This is a genomic window from Kocuria sp. KH4 (assembly GCF_053711175.1).
Genome location: NZ_JBSJYX010000001.1, coordinates 183608 through 200755 on the forward strand (window position 1 = coordinate 183608; position 17148 = coordinate 200755).

At 77.2% G+C, this 17148-nt stretch carries 15 protein-coding genes; 7 read left to right on the forward strand and 8 right to left on the reverse strand.

Translation table 11 applies throughout. From position 1 onward, the window contains the following. Nucleotides 1-173: 173 nt before the first annotated feature. Together hrpB and ACWCOM_RS00925 are read right to left on the reverse strand one after the other, a co-directional pair. Nucleotides 174-2783, reverse strand: a complete 2610-nt coding sequence (hrpB, locus tag ACWCOM_RS00920) for an ATP-dependent helicase HrpB (protein ID WP_454546851.1) — start codon at nucleotides 2781-2783, stop codon at nucleotides 174-176. A 128-nt stretch (nucleotides 2784-2911) separates the two neighbouring features. Further along, nucleotides 2912-3721, reverse strand: coding sequence for an alpha/beta fold hydrolase (locus tag ACWCOM_RS00925; protein WP_454546852.1), 810 nt, complete (start codon nucleotides 3719-3721; stop codon nucleotides 2912-2914). 167 nt (nucleotides 3722-3888) lie between these two features. On the opposite strand from ACWCOM_RS00925, the gene dhaK reads away from it, so the two are divergent. The 6 genes from dhaK (at nucleotide 3889) to ACWCOM_RS00955 (ending at nucleotide 11198) form a co-directional block, all read left to right on the forward strand. Next, a complete protein-coding gene (gene dhaK / locus ACWCOM_RS00930; protein WP_454546853.1) occupies nucleotides 3889-4890 on the forward strand; it encodes a dihydroxyacetone kinase subunit DhaK in 1002 nt (333 codons plus the stop codon). Next, the gene (dhaL, locus tag ACWCOM_RS00935; RefSeq protein WP_454546854.1) at nucleotides 4890-5522 is read left to right on the forward strand and encodes a dihydroxyacetone kinase subunit DhaL; all 633 of its coding nucleotides are present in this window, start codon (nucleotides 4890-4892) and stop codon (nucleotides 5520-5522) included. The genes dhaK and dhaL overlap by 1 nt, the downstream gene beginning before the upstream one ends. Continuing rightward, entirely contained in the window at nucleotides 5519-7996 is a 2478-nt protein-coding gene (ptsP, locus tag ACWCOM_RS00940) for a phosphoenolpyruvate--protein phosphotransferase (RefSeq protein ID WP_454546855.1), read from the forward strand. The genes dhaL and ptsP overlap by 4 nt, the downstream gene beginning before the upstream one ends. Nucleotides 7997-8006: 10 nt before the next feature. Beyond that, the gene (locus ACWCOM_RS00945) at nucleotides 8007-8984 is read left to right on the forward strand and encodes a 1,4-dihydroxy-2-naphthoyl-CoA synthase (protein ID WP_454546856.1); all 978 of its coding nucleotides are present in this window, start codon (nucleotides 8007-8009) and stop codon (nucleotides 8982-8984) included. Nucleotides 8985-9042: 58 nt separating this feature from the next. Next, nucleotides 9043-10194 (forward strand): AMP-binding protein, encoded by a 1152-nt coding sequence (locus ACWCOM_RS00950; RefSeq protein ID WP_454546857.1) that lies wholly within the window; start codon nucleotides 9043-9045, stop codon nucleotides 10192-10194. 122 nt (nucleotides 10195-10316) lie between these two features. Continuing rightward, nucleotides 10317-11198, forward strand: a complete 882-nt coding sequence (locus tag ACWCOM_RS00955; protein WP_454546858.1) for a 1,4-dihydroxy-2-naphthoate polyprenyltransferase — start codon at nucleotides 10317-10319, stop codon at nucleotides 11196-11198. Between the two features lie 15 nt (nucleotides 11199-11213). Here the strand turns inward: ACWCOM_RS00955 and ACWCOM_RS00960 are convergent, their stop codons facing one another. Next, nucleotides 11214-11501 carry a DUF4229 domain-containing protein gene (locus ACWCOM_RS00960; protein ID WP_454546859.1) on the reverse strand — a complete coding sequence of 96 codons (288 nt, stop codon included), beginning with the start codon at nucleotides 11499-11501 and terminating at the stop codon, nucleotides 11214-11216. An 81-nt stretch (nucleotides 11502-11582) separates the two neighbouring features. On the opposite strand from ACWCOM_RS00960, the gene ACWCOM_RS00965 reads away from it, so the two are divergent. Next, a complete protein-coding gene (locus tag ACWCOM_RS00965) occupies nucleotides 11583-12041 on the forward strand; it encodes a PLDc N-terminal domain-containing protein (RefSeq protein ID WP_454546860.1) in 459 nt (152 codons plus the stop codon). A gap of 111 nt (nucleotides 12042-12152) precedes the next feature. Here ACWCOM_RS00965 and ccsB read toward each other — a convergent pair whose 3' ends face one another. From ccsB to ACWCOM_RS00990, 5 genes are read right to left on the reverse strand one after another with little or no spacing between them, the layout of a single operon-like run. Then, nucleotides 12153-13223, reverse strand: coding sequence for a c-type cytochrome biogenesis protein CcsB (gene ccsB, locus ACWCOM_RS00970; RefSeq protein ID WP_454546861.1), 1071 nt, complete (start codon nucleotides 13221-13223; stop codon nucleotides 12153-12155). A gap of 13 nt (nucleotides 13224-13236) precedes the next feature. Then, nucleotides 13237-14970 (reverse strand): cytochrome c biogenesis protein ResB, encoded by a 1734-nt coding sequence (resB, locus tag ACWCOM_RS00975; RefSeq protein WP_454546862.1) that lies wholly within the window; start codon nucleotides 14968-14970, stop codon nucleotides 13237-13239. Nucleotides 14971-15014: 44 nt separating this feature from the next. Then, a complete protein-coding gene (locus ACWCOM_RS00980; RefSeq protein ID WP_454546863.1) occupies nucleotides 15015-15776 on the reverse strand; it encodes a cytochrome c biogenesis CcdA family protein in 762 nt (253 codons plus the stop codon). Next, nucleotides 15773-16393 carry a TlpA family protein disulfide reductase gene (locus tag ACWCOM_RS00985; protein ID WP_454546864.1) on the reverse strand — a complete coding sequence of 207 codons (621 nt, stop codon included), beginning with the start codon at nucleotides 16391-16393 and terminating at the stop codon, nucleotides 15773-15775. The genes ACWCOM_RS00980 and ACWCOM_RS00985 overlap by 4 nt, the downstream gene beginning before the upstream one ends. 54 nt (nucleotides 16394-16447) lie before the next feature. Beyond that, nucleotides 16448-17119: a histidine phosphatase family protein gene (locus ACWCOM_RS00990; RefSeq protein ID WP_454546865.1), complete on the reverse strand. Its 672-nt coding sequence runs from the start codon at nucleotides 17117-17119 to the stop codon at nucleotides 16448-16450. Nucleotides 17120-17148: the final 29 nt, after the last annotated feature.

The following is a 17148-nucleotide window of genomic DNA, read 5'->3' on the forward strand; positions in this document are numbered from 1 at the left end:
CCTCGGGCCGGGGGCCGCGGAGTGGGCGGGCCGGTCCGTGCGCGCTGGATCGACGCGCTCGGCAGGTGCGGTGGGCCCACCGTAACGCACATCACATCCCGGCGCCAGCGGGCCGGCTCAGCGCCGGCGCGCCGTGCGGGCCGGCTCAGCGGCGGCGCGCCGTGCGGGCCGGCTCAGCCCCGGCGCGCCGTGCGGGCCGTGGCGGCCGCGGACCACGGGTCCTCCGGCCACGGGTGCCGGGGGTAGCGTCCGCGCATCTCGGCCCGCACCTGCCGGTAGGGCCCGGACCAGAACGAGGCGAGGTCGTCGGTGACGGCCAGGGGCCGCCCGGCCGGGGAGAGCAGGTGGAACAGCACCGGGGCGCGGCCGCCGGCGACCGCGGGCGTCTCCGCCCAGCCGAAGCACTCCTGCAGCTTCACCGCCACCACGGGCCGGCCGGCGGGGTCGTCGGCGGGCGGGTAGTCGATCCGGACCCGGGACCCGCTGGCCACGGTCAGCCGCTCGGGGGCGAGCTCGTCGAGGCGGCCGGCCTCCGGCCACGGCAGCAGCCGGCGCAGGGCCCCGGGCAGGTCCACGGACGCGCCGGCGGCGAGGGCGTCCAGCTCGGGGGCGAGCCACGCGTCGAGCCGGGCCCGGAGGGCGTCGTCGGAGACGTCCGGCCAGGGGTCGCCGAGCCGGTGGTTCAGCAGCGCGAGCCGGCGCCGGAGCCCGTCCGCGGCCCCGGACCAGGTGAGCAGGCCCGGGCCGTGCTCGGCCAGGGCCGCCCGCACGGCCTCGCGGGCCGCCGCGGGGGACGGCCGCACGGGGGTGGCGGACAGCCGGATCGCCCCGAGGGCGCGGATCCGGCGCGCGCTCACCCGCCGGCCGTCGTAGCGGGTGTCCACCGCGTCGGTGAGCAGGTGCTCGGCGCACCGTTCGGCGGTTCCCCGGTCCAGGGCGGCGCCGGTGCGGACGACCGCGCCCGTGCCGGCGGCGGCCCGCCCGGCGGCACGGGTGGCCTCGGCGACGGCCAGCCACTCGTGGGCGGCCAGCGGGCCGGCCTCCGGGAGGCCGGCCCGGGTGCCGGAGGCGAGCAGCCAGGTGCCGCCCGACCGGTGGGCGATGCGCTCCGGGAAGGCCAGGGCGAGCACCGCGCCGGGCACCAGCTCGGGGGGCACGGGCCCGCCGGGCACCGGCTCGTCGGGCGCGGTCGCCGGGCGCTCCGCCGGCGCACGGTCGCCGGGCGCTCCGGTGCCCGCCTCGCGGGCGGCGCGGCGGAGCCGGTCCGTCTCCTCGGCCCACCGCCGGGCGCCCGGGGCGCGCCCCGAGCGCAGCCCGGCCAGCAGCCGTGCCAGGTCCCCGTCCGGGGCCCGGTGGTCGTCGGCGAGGGCCGCCACGACCTCGGCGGCGGCGCGCTCCCCCACCAGGCGGGACCCGGCCAGCAGGCCGCGGGCGAGCCGGGGGTCGGCCGGCACCCGGGCGAGGGCGCGGCCGGCCGCGGTGGCGCGGCCCTCGGCGTCGACCGCGCCGAGCCCGCGCAGCACCGCCTCCGCCTCCGCGAGGGCGGTGGGCGGGAGCGGATCGGGCAGGGCCAGGCCGCGCCCGCCCGGGGAGCCCCAGCAGGCCAGCAGCAGGGCGGCGCCGGTGAGGTCGGCGGCGGCGACCTCCGGGGTGCCGTGGGCGGGCATCGCCGTCCACGTGCGCTCGTCGTAGCAGCGCACCACGGTGCCGGGGCCGAGCCGGGCCGCGCGCCCGGCCCGCTGCTCGGCGGAGGCGCGGGAGGCGGCGACCGTGACGAGCCCGGTCATCCCGCGGGCCGCGTCCCGGCGGGGCTCCCGGGCGAGCCCGGAGTCCACGACCAGGCGCACGCCCGGGACCGTGAGGGAGGACTCGGCCAGGGCGGTGGTCACGACCGCGCGCGGGGGCCCGCCCGGCGCGCGCCCGGCGGTGGCCCGGTCCTGCTCCGCGGCCCCGGCCCGCCCGTGCAGCTCGAGGACCTCGGTGCCGGGGGCCTGCTCCCGCAGCCGCCGGGCGACCTGGGCGACCTCCCCGGCGCCCGGGAGGAAGACCAGGGCGTCGGCGCCGGGGTCCGCGGCCAGCGCCCCGGCGTGGGCGGCGGCCGCGGTGCGGGCGACGTGGTCGAGGAACTCCGGGCGCACCCCGCGCTCGTCGGTGCGCCGGCCGGGCCCCGGGGCCCACTCGACGCCCAGCGGGTGCAGGACGGCGGGGCTGTCGACCACGGGCGCCGGTCCGTCCCGACCGAGCAGGGCCGCGAAGCGGGCGGCGTCCACGGTCGCGGACATCGCCGCGAGCACGAGGTCCTCCCGCAGCTCGCGCAGCTCGGCGAGCATCCCCACGAGCAGGTCCGTCTCGAGACCGCGCTCGTGCACCTCGTCGAGGACCACGGCGCCGGTGCCGGGCAGCTCGGGGTCGTGGAGCAGGCGGCGCAGCAGGATCCCGGGGGTCACGAACTCCACGAGCGTGCCGGGCCCGCTCCGCCGGTCCCCGCGCACGGTGTGGCCCACGAGCCCGCCGACGCGGGTGCCGGCGAGGGCGGCGAGGCGCCGGGCCGCGGCGCGGGCGGCGACGCGGCGCGGCTGGGTGACGACCACCTTCGCGGGCCCGGTGCCGCGCTCGTGCAGCAGCACGGCCAGCAGCGGCGGCACGAGGGTGGTCTTGCCGGAGCCGGGCGGGGCCTGGACCACGGCGGCGCCGCCGGCCAGGGCCGCGCGCAGGGCGCCGGCGGCCCCGGCCACGGGCAGGCCGGCGCCGATCGCGTCGAGGTCGAAGGGTGCGGAACTCACGCCCCCAGTGTGGCACCGCGGCCCCGGCTGCCCGGCCCGGATGGAACGACCCGGGGGAACGGCCCGGGGGAACGGCCCGGGGGAACCGCCCGGGCCGGACGACTGCGGGGACCCCGGGCCGGCCGGGCTCAGGCCCCGGTGTGCGCCAGGAAGCCGCGCAGCACCGCGGCGAACTTCTCCGGCTCCTGCGAGTGCACCCAGTGGCCGGCCTCGCGGATCGTCACCCGCTGCGTGCGGGGGAACAGCCGGCGCATCTGCGGTGCGTGCTCGTCACGGACGTAGTCCGAGCGCCCGCCGGCCACCCAGAGCACCGGGCCCTCGTAGACGGCCTCCCCGGTGTCCGGGAAACCGCCGATGGTGTCCAGGCTCGCCCGCAGCAGCTCGAGGTTCGGCTCCCACGAGAGCCCGTCCGGGCCGCGGCGCAGGTTCTGCAGCAGGAAGCTGCGGGTGGTGTCCCACGGGATGGGCTCCCGGAGGGCCTCGTCCGCGTCCGAGCGGTGGTGCACGGCGGTCAGGTCCACGGCCGCCAGGCTGTCCAGCAGGTGGGCGAACTCCCCCTCGCCGCCCCCGGACCGGGTGGGCGCGATGTCGACCACGACGAGCCGGGAGACGAGCTCGGGGTGGCGCAGGGCCAGCACCATGGCCACCTTGCCGCCGAGGGAGTGCCCCACGACGGCGACCGGCCCCTGCGCGGCGAAGTCCCCCCGGAGGGTCTCGGCCACGGAGTCGGCCATCTGCCGGTAGTCCACCCGGTCCGTCCACCGGGAGCCGCCGTGGTTGGGCAGGTCCACCAGCAGGCTGCGGTAGCCGGGCCGGAGGTCCTTGGCGACCCGGGTGAAGTTCTTGCCCCGGCCGAACAGGCCGTGCAGGAAGACGACGCGGTCGCCGTCGTCCCCGACGCGGGTCGTGTGCAGGGTGCTCGTCCGGAAGTCAGCCATCCTCCGAGCTTAGGGTCTCGGCCGCCGCGGGCCCGCACCGCGGGAGGACAGCGCGGCGTCCGGGCCCCGGTCCCCGATCCCCCGGCACGGGAGCGGCCGTGGACGCAATGCCGCACAGTCGCCCGGGGGTGTTGTCACGGCCACGGGCGGAGTGGTCCGATAGGCGCATGAAGAAGCTCATCAACGACCCGGCCGACGTCGTCCGGGACGCGCTGCTCGGCATGCAGGCGGCGCACGGGGACCGCCTGCGCGTCGACCACTCCCACCGCGTCGTCTTCCGCGCCGACGCGCCCCGGCGCGGCAAGGTCGGCCTGGTCTCCGGCGGCGGCTCCGGCCACGAGCCGCTGCACGGCGGGTTCGTGGGCCCGGGCATGCTGGACGCCGCCTGCGCCGGCGAGGTCTTCACCTCCCCGGTGCCGGACCAGGTGCTCGCCGCGACCCTGGGCGTCGACGGCGGCGCCGGCGTCCTGCACATCGTGAAGAACTACACCGGCGACGTCATGAACTTCGAGATGGCCGCCGAGCTCGCCGCCGAGCACGGCGTCGAGGTGGTCCCGGTCGTCACCGACGACGACGTCGCGGTGCAGGACAGCCTGTACACGGCCGGGCGCCGCGGCGTGGGGGTGACCGTGCTGCTGGAGAAGATCGCCGGCGCGGCGGCCGAGGAGGGCCGGCCGCTCGCCGAGGTCGCCGACATCGCGCGGCGGGTCGACGGACAGGGGCGCAGCATGGGCATGGCGCTGACCTCCTGCACGGTCCCGGCCGCGGGCAGGCCGACGTTCGAGCTCGCCGAGGACGAGATCGAGGTCGGCATCGGCATCCACGGCGAGCCGGGACGCGAGCGGCGTCCGATGGCCCTCGCACGGGAGATCGCGGCCATGCTCGTGGAGCCGGTCCTCGCCGACCTGCCCGCGGCCGACGGCGCCCCGGTGATCGCGTTCCTCAACGGCATGGGCGGCACGCCGCTGATCGAGCTGTACCTCATGTACGCCGAGGTGCAGCGGCTGCTGGAGCAGGCGGGCGTCCCGGTCGCCCGCAGCCTGGTCGGCAACTACATCACCTCCCTGGAGATGGCCGGGTGCTCCGTGACCCTGCTGCGCGCGGACGACGAGCTCGTGCGCCTGTGGGACGCCCCGGTCAGCACACCGGGTCTGCGCTGGGGCATGTGATGGCGGAGCTCACCCCCGAGGGTCTCGAGCGCTGGCTGCGGGAGTTCGCGGACGTGGTCCACGCCCACGCCGCGGAGCTGACGGAGCTCGACTCCGCCATCGGCGACGCCGACCACGGCAGCAACATGGACCGGGGCATGCGGGCCGTCGTGGGCGTGCTGGACGGCGGGTACGCCGGCGCCGCCGACGCCATGCTGAAGAAGGCCGGCATGACCCTGGTCAGCACCGTCGGCGGGGCCAGCGGGCCGCTGTACGGCACCTTCTTCCTGCGGATGGCCGCCGGGCTGGCCGGTGGGCACGCCCTCGACGCCGCCGCGCTGGGCAGGGCGCTGCGGGCCGGGCTGGAGGGCGTGCTCGCCCGGGGCCGGGCCGCACCGGGCGACAAGACGATGGTGGACGCCCTGGTGCCGGCGCTCGACGCGTACGACGCGGCGGTGGCCGGGGGCGCCGGCATCGCCGACGCGCTGGCCGCGGCCGCCGACGCGGCGGAGGAGGGCTGCGCGGCGACGATCCCGCTCGTGGCGCGCAAGGGCCGGGCCAGCTACCTGGGGCCGCGCAGCGCGGGCCACCAGGACCCGGGCGCCACCAGCACGGCGCTGCTGCTGCGCTCCGCGGCCGACAGCCTGCCGTGATCGGCATCGTCGTCGTCTCGCACAGCCGGGCGCTGGCCGAGGCGGCCGTCGAGCTGGCCTGCGAGATGGTCGGCGAGCGCCCGCCGATCGCCGTGGCGGCGGGCGCCGGCGGCGGGTTCGGCACGGACGCCGCCGCGGTCGCCGACGCCGTCACCGCCGTCGACTCGCCGGACGGGGTGCTGGTGCTCCTCGACCTCGGCAGCGCCGTGCTCAGTGCGGAGATGGCGCAGGAGTTCCTCCCGGCCGACGTCGCCGGGCGGGTGCGCCTGTCGCCCGCCCCGCTCGTCGAGGGGCTGGTGGCCGCCGTGGTGACGGCGGCCGCCGGCGCGCCGCTGGACGCGGTGCTCGAGGAGGCCGGCCGCGGACTGGCCGCCAAGCGGGAGCACCTGGGGGACGCGGCGGACCCGCCGGCGGCCGGGACGACGCCCCCGCCCGCGGCGCCCGAGGTCGTCGCCGAGCTGCCCGTGGACGTCCCGCACGGCCTGCACGCCCGCCCGGCCGCCCGGCTGGTCGGGCTCGTGCGGGCCGCCGACGCGGCCGCCGCGGTCACGAACCTGCGCACGGGCCGCGGCCCGGTCGACGCCCGCAGCCTGTCCGGGCTCGTCACGCTCGCCGTGCGGCAGGGCGACCGGCTGCGCTTCGAGGCCTCCGGGCCCGGCGCCGCGTCGTTGGCCGAGGCGGTGCGCGCGCTGGCCGCGGACGCCTGGGGCGACCGGCCCGCCGCGGCCCCCGGGCCGCCCGCCCCGGGGGGCGCGCCCGCGCCGCCCGCCGCCGGGGCGGGCACCGACGTCGCCCTGGGCCCGGCGGTCGTCCGAGGCACCGCGATCGACCTCTCCGGCTACCGGCCGGGCGGGCCCGACGAGGAGCAGCGGCGCTCGGACGCCGCCGTGGCCCGCGCGCTCGCCGGGCTGGCCGCCCTGCGCCGGTCCGCGGCCGGCGGCCCCGGTCCGGCGGGCGCCGTCCTGGAGGCCCACGAGGCCCTGCTCGCGGACCCCGAGCTGACCGGCGCCGTGGCCGCCGGCATCGCCGCCGGCGCGTCCGCGCCCACCGCGTGGGGGGACCGCCTCGCCGCGCTGGGCGGCGAGCTCGAGGCGATGGACGACCCCTATCTGCGGGCGCGCGCCGAGGACGTCCGCAGCGTGCGGCAGCGGGTGCTCGCCGCCCTGGCCGGGTCCGGTGCCCCCGACGGGGCGGTCCCCGCGGAGGGTCCACCTGTGGTCCTCGTGGTGCGGGAGCTCGACGCCGCGACGGCGGCGATGCTGGACCCGCAGCGGGTCGCGGGCGTGGTCGCGCTGACGGGCGGGGACACCGGCCACGGCGTGCTGGTCGCCCGCTCCCGCGGCGTGCCGGTCTACCCCGACGCCGGCCCGGCCGCGGCCGCCGTGGCACCCGGCGCCCTCGTCGGCTTCGACGCGCGGGCCCGGCGGCTCGTCGTCGACCCCGACGAGGACGCCCGGCGCTCCCTCCGCGAGCTGGCGGCCGCCCGGGCCGCCGAGGCCGCGCGCGTCCTGGCGGGCGCCCACGAGCCGGGCGCGACCGCGGACGGCCACCCGGTGCCGGTGCTCGCCAACGTCACGACGCCCGCCGACGCCGCCCCGGCCGTCGCGGCCGGGGCGCAGGGGTGCGGGCTGCTGCGCACCGAGGTCCTGTTCGGCCACCTGCACGAGGCCCCGTCGGTCGAGGCGCAGGCGGCCGCCTTCGCCGGCATCGCCGAGGCGTTCGCCGGGCGGGACGTGACCGTCCGCACCTGGGACGTGGGCGGCGACAAGCCGCTGCCCTTCCTGCCGGCCCCCGCCGAGGCCAACCCGTTCCTGGGCGAGCGCGGGCTGCGGCTGATGCGGCGGGCGCCGGAGGTGCTCCGCGACCAGCTGAGCGCGATCTGCCGGGCAGCCCAGGAGCACCCGGTGCACGTCATGTTCCCGATGGTCAGCACCGCCGAGGAGGTGGCCTGGGCGCTGGAGCGGCTCGACGAGGCGGCCGCGGCCGCCGGCGGCCGGCCGCCGGGGATGCGGGTCGGCGTGATGGTCGAGGTCCCGGCCGCGGCCCTGACCGTCGGCCGCGTCGCGCGCGGCCTCGACTTCGTGAGCATCGGCACCAACGACCTCGCGCAGTACACGATGGCCGCCGAACGGGGCAACACCGCGGTCTCCGCGCTGGCGGACGCCCGGCATCCCGCGGTGCTCGGCCTCGTGGCGCGGGTCTGCGCCGACGTGCCCGCGGGCACGCACGTGGCGGTGTGCGGCGACCTTGCCGGCGATCCCGCCGCGGCGGTGCTGCTCGCCGGGCTGGGCGTCGAGGAGCTCAGCGTGGTGCCCGCCCGGGTGGCCCTCGTCAAGGCGCGGCTGCGGGACGTGACCCTGGCCGGCGCGCGGGACCTCGCGCGGCGGGCCCTGGCCTGCGGGTCCGCCGACGAGGTGCGTGCGCTGCTGGCTGACCCGGGGCCCGGCTCGAGGCCGGCGCGCGAGGCCCCGTAGACTCGGACCCGTGACCGACGCGACCCCGACCCCCGCCACCCGCCACCTCCCCGAGCGGGTCTCCGAGCTCTTCGACCCTGCGCAGTGGCGCACGGTCGAGGGCTTCGAGGACCTCCGGGACCTCACGTACCACCGCGGCGTGGAGCGGGACGGCGACGGCGCCGTGCTGCGCGACCTGCCGTGGGTGCGGATCGCGTTCCACCGCCCGGAGGTCCGCAACGCCTTCCGCCCCGGCACCGTGGACGAGCTCTACCGCGCTCTCGACCACGCCCGGATGAGCTCCGACGTGGGCGCCGTGGTCCTCACCGGCAACGGCCCCTCCGCCAAGGACGGCGGCTGGGCGTTCTGCTCCGGCGGCGACCAGCGCATCCGCGGCCGCGACGGCTACCGCTACGCCGGGGGCGAGACCGCCGAGTCCATCGACCCGGCCCGCGCCGGGCGGCTGCACATCCTGGAGGTGCAGCGGCTGATCCGCACGATGCCCAAGGTGGTGATCGCCGCGGTGCCCGGCTGGGCCGCCGGCGGGGGCCACTCCCTGCACGTGGTCTGCGACCTCACCATTGCCTCCCGCGAGCACGCCCGGTTCAAGCAGACCGACGCCACGGTGGGCTCCTTCGACGCCGGCTACGGCTCGGCCCTGCTCGCCCGCCAGGTGGGGCAGAAGTTCGCCCGGGAGATCTTCTTCCTCGCCCGTGAGTACGGCGCCCAGCGGATGCTCGAGATGGGCGCGGTCAACGAGGTCGTCCCGCACGCGCAGCTGGAGGACGCGGCGGTCGCCGCCGCCCGGGACGTGGCCGCCCAGTCCCCGCAGGCGATCCGGATGCTGAAGTTCGCGTTCAACCTGCCCGACGACGGCATGGTGGGCCAGCAGGTCTTCGCCGGGGAGGCGACCCGGATGGCGTACATGACCGACGAGGCCGTCGAGGGCCGGGACGCGTTCCTGGGCAAGCGGGACCCGGACTGGTCCGGCTTCCCGTACTACTTCTAGGCCGCCCTCCCGGCCGGGACGTCCCGGCCGGGAGCGCGGCAGCACGAGGAGGGCCGCGATGGCCGGACTGATCGTTCCCGACGACGCCGTGGTCCTCGACGGCCCGGTCGCCGGCGACCCGCTGCGGCTGCTGTCCCCGCTGACCCGGGCCCTCGGGCGGACGGGGCCCGCCGTGGTGGTGCGCACCTCCGGGTCGACCGGACGCGCCAAGCGCACGGTGCTCACCCGGGACGCCCTCGCCGCGTCCTCCATGGCCACCGCGGTGCGCACGGGCGCCGTGGGCCAGTGGCTGCTGGCCCTGCCCGTCCACTACGTCGCCGGGCTGCAGGTCCTGGTCCGCTCGCTCTACGCCGGGACGGACCCCGTGGTGCTGGACCCCGCCGCCCGCTTCACCCCGGAGGCCTTCGCGGCGGCCGCCGAGGGCCTCGAGGACCCGGTGCGCTTCACCTCCCTGGTCCCCACCCAGCTGCAGCGGATCCTGGACCCGGAGTCCGGGGTCCGCAACGGGGACGCCGTCTCGGCCCTGAAGAGCTTTTCCGCGGTCCTGCTGGGCGGCTCGGCGGCCTCCCCCCGGCTGCTCGCGGCCGCCCGGGAGGCGGACGTGCGCGTGATCGGCACCTACGGGATGTCCGAGACGTGCGGCGGCTGCGTCTACGACGGGGTGGCCCTGGACGGGGTCTCCGTGCACGTCGAGCAGGACGGCGGGCGGCCCGGCACCCCGCCCGCGCCGGGGCCCGGGCGGATCTGGCTGGGCGGGGCGGTGGTCGCCGCGGGCTACGCCGGGGACCCGGAGCAGACCGCGCGGCACTTCCACGAGGCCGGGGGGACCCGCTGGTACCGCACGGACGACCTCGGGGAGCTCTCCGCGGACGGCGTGCTCACGGTGCACGGACGGGTCGACGACGTCCTGAACACCGGCGGGGTGAAGGTCTCCGCGGGGCGGGTCGCCGCCGTGCTGGACCGGCACCCGGCCGTGCGCCAGGCGCTCGTGCTGGGCGTGCCCGACCCCGAGTGGGGCCAGGCGGTGGGCGCCGCCGTGGTCGCGGCCGCGGGCACCGACCGGGCCCGGCTGCGCGCCGAGCTCGCCGAGGCGGTGCGGGCCGAGCACGGCAGCGCCGCCGTGCCCCGCCGCTGGGCATGGCCGGAGGAGCTGCCGATGCTGCCCACCGGCAAGCCGGACCGCGCGGCGGTGGCCCGCCTGCTCGGCTGAGCCGGGCGGAGCCCGCCCGGGACCGTGACACAATGGTGGGCGGTCCGGGCCCCCGCCGCGGTCCCCCACCACGCGCGAGACGCCCCGCGGCCGCGCGAGACGCATCCCGACGGAGGTAGCCCGTGGCCACACCAGCCCAGTGGATCGAGGGAGCCCGGCTCCGGACGCTGCCCATGGCCGTGGCCCCGGTCGTGGCCGGCTCCGCCGCGGCCCAGGCCCTGGACTCCTTCGACCCCGTCCGGGCGGTCCTCGCCCTGCTGGTGGCCCTCTTCCTGCAGATCGGCGTGAACTACGCCAACGACTACTCCGACGGCATCAAGGGCACCGACGACGTGCGGGTCGGTCCGCTCCGGCTGACCGGCTCCGGGGTCGCGGCCCCCGGGCACGTGAAGGCGGCAGCGCTGCTGTGCTTCGGCCTGGGCGCGCTCGCCGGCGCGGCCCTGGTGGTGCTCAGCCGCCAGTGGTGGTTCATCCCCGTGGGGCTCTCCGCCGTGCTCGCCGCGTGGGGCTACACCGGCGGGAGGACCCCGTACGGCTACCGGGGGCTCGGCGACGTGTTCGTGTTCGTCTACTTCGGGCTCGTGGCCGTGCTCGGCACCACGCTGACCCAAGCCGGCGCCCTCAACCCCGAGGCGTGGGTCGCGGCCCTGTCGACCGGCCTGATCGCCACCGCCCTGCTGATGGCCAACAACATCCGGGACCTGCCCGGGGACCGGGAGGTCGGCAAGCGGACGCTGGCCGTGCGGCTGGGCGACCCGATGGCCCGGGTGGTGTTCACCGCCGAGATTGCCGTGGCGCTCGCGCTGGTGCTGTTCCTGGTGCCCGGCAACCCGTGGATGCTCGTGGTGCTGCTGCTCGTGCCGGTGGCGCTGCCGCCGGTGGCCACGGTCCTGCGGGTGCAGGACCGCCGCCGGCTCATCCCCGTGCTCAAGCAGTGCGGGGTGCTCAACGTGGGCTGGGCCGTGCTGTTCACCCTGGCGGTGCTGCTGCGGCAGTGGCTGTGAGCTCCCGCTGAGCGCTCAGACCTCGCGCCCGTCCTCGCGCAGCTTCCGGTCCACGTAGGCGTCCTCGACCTCTTGGTCCTCGAGCGCCACCCGGTTGCGGGGCCGCGGGGAGCGGGCGACCCACCGGCGCAGCTCCTCCCCCGCGGCCGTGTGCAGGCGCGGGAAGAACAGGTAGGACACCGCGAAGGACGCCGCGACGGCGGCGATCCCGGACAGGATCAGCCCCGCGCCCAGCCACGTGCTGAGCAGGAAGACCAGCACGAGCAGGCCGAAGCGGAGCAGGGAGTACTTCAGGAAGTTCACCCCGCCAGTCTACCGAGCCGACCGGGAAGATCTCCCCGGGCGCTGGGCTGGCGCCCAGGCAACTCCCCTACGATTGTCGGCATGGGCAGAGCCATCCTCATCATCGGCGCGGCCGCACTGGCGGTGGGCGTCATCGTGTACTCCCTCATCGAGTGCGCCCGGACCGACAGCGCCGCCATGCGGGGGCTGCGCAAGGGGGGCTGGATCGCGGTGATCGTCCTCCTCCCGCTGCTCGGCGCCCTCCTGTGGTTGTTCCTGGGCCGCCCCCGGGGCGCCGCGGACTCCTCCGGCCCCGCGCGCGGGAAGGGCCCGGACGACGACCCCCAGTTCCTGCGCAACCTCGAGGAGCGGCGCCGGCAGCAGGAGCAGGCCGAGAAGCTGCGCCGCTGGGAGGAGGACCTGCGCCGCGGCGGCGGGACCACCGGCGGGCGCCCCGCCCCGGACGGGCCCGGGAACGGCTCCCCGGGTGGGTCCTCGGCCGGCCGCGCCGACGACTCCTCCGACGACTCCCCCGGCAAGAACCGGCCGCCGCGCGACTGACGCCCTCGCCCCGGGCGGGCGTCCCCGGCGGCCCTGGATCCGGGACACCCCGGGACGACCGCGGCCCGCACCGGCGCTCGTGCCGGTGCGGGCCGCGGGGAGCCGGACGGCTCAGACGCCGGCGTAGGAGTGCAGGCCGGCGAAGAGGGTGTTGACCACGGTGAAGTTGAAGACGATGCACAGGTACCCGGCGATCGACAGCCAGGCCGAGCGCGTGCCGGTCCAGCCGCGGGTCGCGCGGGCGTGCATGTAGGCGGCGTAGACCACCCAGATCACGAAGGTCCACACCTCCTTGGTGTCCCAGCCCCAGTACCGGCCCCACGCCTGCTCGGCCCAGATGGCCCCGGCGGCGAGGGTGAAGGTCCAGAAGGCGAAGCCGACCGCGTTGAGCCGGAAGGAGAGGTTCTCCAGCGCCTGGGCGGAGGGGACCATCCGCAGGAACTCCATGCCGGGGGCCTCCCCGGCCAGGATCGCCCGCTCGCGCCGGGCCTGCAGCAGCTGCAGCACGGCCATGGCGAAGGTGATGGTGAACACCCCCGAGGCGGCCACCGCGATGGACACGTGGATGACCAGCCACCAGGACTGCAGGGCCGGCTGCAGCGGGCCCACGGGCGTGGGGAAGCCGATCGTCGCCGCGCAGAGCATGATCACCACGAGCCCGGAGACGAGGGTGCCCACGAAGCGCAGGTCGCGGGCGAGCAGGGCCAGCAGGTAGACCCCGGCGACCACGAGGGCGCCCGTGGTGCAGAACTCGTACATGTTGCCCCAGGGCACCCGGCCCGCCGCGAACGCCCGGCTCAGCACGGCGGCGGCGTGGACCAGGAACGCCAGGACCATGACGGCCACGGCCACGCGCGCGGCGGGACGGCGCTCCCCGGTGTAGCGCATCTGCTCGTCCGCCACGTGCCCGGCCAGCGCGGACCGGGCGCCCGTGCGGTAGCCGCGCCCCCGGTGGCCGGCCCCGTGCCCGGCCCGCGCGTCGGCGGGCTCGGCGGCGTCCAGCGCGCCCGCCCGGGCCGCGGCGCCGACGAGCTCGCGCTCCTCGGGGCCGGCCGTGCCGCGCAGGGCCTTGGCGTGGGCGGCCATGTCCCACGCGAAGGCGACGAAGCTGACCAGGTAGGTCATGGCGGCCAGGAGCATGAACAGCTCGCTCCAGGCGCCCAGGTTCTCGTTGACGGTCATGCCGCTCATCCTCTCACTCGTTCCCGGACGCCGGCTCGGAGCCGGCCCGGGCGGGGGCGGGCCCCGCGCTCTCCCGGTCCCGCACGCCGGCGGACTCCCACTGCCCGGTCCACAGCTCGCTCAGCCGCTCGGCCTCGGCCGCCAGCCGGGGGTCCTCCCCGCGGGCCAGCAGCCCGTACTCGAGCACCGTGCAGGCCCGGCCGTCCTCGTCCGTGCCCCGCGCCGCCCGCACCCAGACGCGGCGGCGGGAGATGAACAGGGACATCAGCAGGCCCGTGAAGGCCAGCACGAAGGAGACCAGGGCGCCCGTCTTGCCGGGGTCGTAGTGGACGTCCAGGCCCACGTAGCGCTTCACGTCGAGGAACTCCACGGTGCCCTTGCCGTCGGGCAGCTCGTGCACGGGATTCGCGGCGTCGAGGGTGATCGCGCCGTTCTCGTTGGTCATGGCGTTGAGCTCGGTGAGCTGCTCGACGTCGAGCACGTACACGTTCTGCGGGGCGCCGGTGTCCAGGCCCAGGTCGCCGTGGTAGGCGGAGAGGATCAGCCGGGGGTTGGCCAGGCCCGGGTCCACCGAGCGGGGCATCTCCCCCTCCCCGCCGACGGCGGTGGGCAGCAGCAGCCCCACGAAGCCGAGCTGGTCGGGCCGGGCGTCCGGGACCTTGAGCACGAGCGAGGAGGTGTACACGCCGTCGGAGGGGACGGTCACCACGGGGCCCTCGAAGGCGACGTCCCCGTTGCCGTCCGTCACCCGGATCACCGGGGCGTAGCCGTTGCCCACGAGGTAGCTCTTCACGCCGTTCACGTTCAGCGGCCGGTTGACCTTCAGCACCTCCTGCCGGGGCTCGGCGCCGGGCTCGTCCTGCACGGTGACCTCGGCGGTGAAGTCCAGCGGCGCCCCGTAGTTGCGCGGGTTGGCGGTGTCCCGGTTGAACTCGGCCTCGAAGCGGTCGAGCCGGACGGAGAACGGCTCCAGCCAGTCGGCGTCGTAGTTGGTGCCGGGGGTGAAGGAGTCGTAGCCGATGAGGGTGTTGACGAAGGACTCGCCCTCCACGACCACCCGCTGGCCCTTGTAGCCGAACAGGGAGCCGACGGCCACGGAGACCAGCACCCCCAGCAGCGCCAGGTGGAAGACGATGTTGCCGACCTCCTTCCACATCCCGCGCTCGGCGGCGACCGAGGGGGCGCCCGAGCCGGTGTCCCGCACCGCGACCCGGTAGCCTCGCCGGCGCAGCAGCCGGGCCGCGTCGGCGACGACGTCGTCGGGGGCCGGGGCCTCGGCGCCGTCCCGGCCGCCGAGCGTCAGCGCCCGGTGCTCGGGCAGCCGCTCCAGGCGCCGCGGGGTGCGCGGGGGCTCGGCCCGCCAGGCCCGCCAGTGCTTGGCCGCGCGCGGCAGCACGCAGCCCACGAGGGAGACGAACAGCAGGATGTAGACGGCGGAGAACCAGGCCGAGGAGAACACGTCGAAGAACTGCAGCCGGTCGAGCCACTCCCCCAGGACCGGGTTGTTGTCCAGGTAGTCCTGCACGGCCGCCGGGTCCTGGATCCGCTGCGGGAAGATCGAGCCGGGCACGGCCGCGACGGCCAGCAGCAGGAGCAGGAACAGGGCGGTGTTCATCTTCGTGAGCTGCGTCCACGCCCACCGGGCCATGCCGCGGGGCCCGAGGGCGGGCAGCTCGGCGTCGGAGGAGCGCCCGCGGGGCGGGTCCGTGCTCGCGGCGCCCGACGAGGGAGGCGCTGGTGTGCTCATGCCGGTCTTTCTGTGGTCGGGGCGGGACGGGGTGCCGGGGGCGCTCAGATCGGCATCACCCAGTCGGTGACGAGCTCGGCCTGCACCCAGGAGACGAACGCGGTCCACGCCCCCGTCATCATGAGCAGCCCGACCAGCACGAGGAGCCCCCCGCCGGCGCGCTGGATGGTGAGGCGGTGCCGCCGGAAGAAGCCCATGGCCCCCATGCCGCGGCGCAGCGCCAGGGCCAGGGCCAGGAAGGGCACGCCGAGGCCCAGGCAGTAGGCCACCGTGAGCACGGCGGCCTTGCCGGCCGAGGCGCCGTCCACGTACACGAGCGCCTGCACGGCGGCGAACGTGGGGCCGATGCAGGGCGCCCAGCCGAGGCCGAAGGTGACGCCGAGCAGCGGGGCGCCCCACAGCCCGGGCGGGGGGCGGCGCTCGATCTTGCGGTCGCGCTGGAAGAAGGACACCCCGCCGAGGAAGACGACCCCCATGAGCACCACCAGGGCGCCGAGGACCGCGGTGATCCAGCCCTGCCCCAGGAACCAGGCGTAGGCGCCCAGCTGGGCGAGCAGCACGGACATGAGCAGGAACACGGCCGAGAAGCCGAGCACGAACAGGCTGATCCCGGCCAGCACCCGGCCGCGGCGCTGCTCCTGCAGGTCCGCGCCGGTCAGGCCCGTGACGTAGCCCAGGTAGCCCGGCACGAGCGGCAGCACGCACGGGGAGGCGAAGGAGACCAGCCCGGCCAGCAGGGCCACGGGCAGGGCGACGAGGAGGGAGCCGTCGAGGACGATCTCGGCGAACGGGTTGCCGGCCGTCATGCCGCTTCGGCCACCGTGTCCTCGAGCAGGGTCTCCAGCACGGAGCGCTCGGCGATGCCGAGGATGCGGGCGGCCACCCGGCCCTGGGCGTCGAGGACCAGCGTGGTGGGCACCGCCTGCGGGGGCACGTAGGCGCTCAGGGCCATCAGCACGCCCCCGTCCTTGTCCTCGAAGGACGGGTAGGGGATCTCGAAGGTGCGCTCGAACGCCTCCGCGGTGGCCCGCTCGTCGCGCAGGTTCACGCCGTAGAAGGCGGCCCGGCCGTCGAAGCGCTCGGCGAGTTCCCGGAGGTCGGGGGCCTCGACCCGGCACGGGGCGCACCCGGCGTACCAGAAGTTGAGCAGCGCGGGGGTCCCGCGGAGGTCCTCGGCCGAGACCGCGGTGCCGTCGAACAGGGTGCCCTCGAACCGGACGGGCTCCCCGCGCTCCGCGGCCGCGTACTCGGAGACGGTGCCGTCGCCGGCGATGTAGCCCTTCTGGTCCCCGGAGTTGGCCTGCTGGGCCAGCGAGTCCTCCTCGGTGCACCCGGCGAGGGCGAGCCCGAGGACGCCGAGGCCCGCGAGCGAGAGCACGCGGCGGCGGGACGGACGGGAGGAGGGCGAGGGACGGGAGGTCACGGACGGATCACCTGGTGCTCTGGACGGGACGGGGACGGCGGCGGGGCCCCGCCATTATGAACCGGGAAGCTGGTTGACCCCTGGGTAGTAGACGGCGGCGGGCTCGCGGTACTCGACCCGCGGCGGGCGCCCGGCATCGAGGTCGTCGAAGACCAGCGAGGTCAGGGAGGCGAGGTTGCACTGCCGCCGGCGCGGGTCGTGCGGCAGGGGACGGCCCTCGGCCGAGCGCCGGGCCAGCCAGATCGGCAGCTGGTGGGAGACCACCACGGCCTCGGCGCCGTCCCCGCCGCGCTCCACGGCGGTGCGCCCGGCCTCCAGCACGGCCTCGGCCATGCGGGCCACCTGCCGCCGGTAGGGCTCCCCCCAGGAGGGGCGCAGCGGGTTGCGCAGGTGGGGCCAGTGCCGGGGCCGGAGCAGCTCGAGGGCGTCCACGTGCAGGCCCTCGAAGTGGTTGGGGGCCTCGATCACCCGCTCGTCGGGGTGCACCGGCAGGCGCAGCTCCCGGGCCACCGGCGCGGCGGTCTCCCGGGTGCGCTGCAGCGGGGAGGAGACGAGGTGGACGATGCGCGAGCCGTCGCCGACGCGGCGGACGAGCTCGGCGGCGGCGGCCTCGGCCATCCGCGCGCCCAGCTCGGTGAGGCCGTAGCCGGGGAGCCGGCCGTAGACGATGCGGTCCGGGTTGAGGACCTGGCCGTGGCGCAGCAGGTGGATCGTCGAGGAGGGCATGCCCCCATGGTCCCAGACGGCCGCGCCGG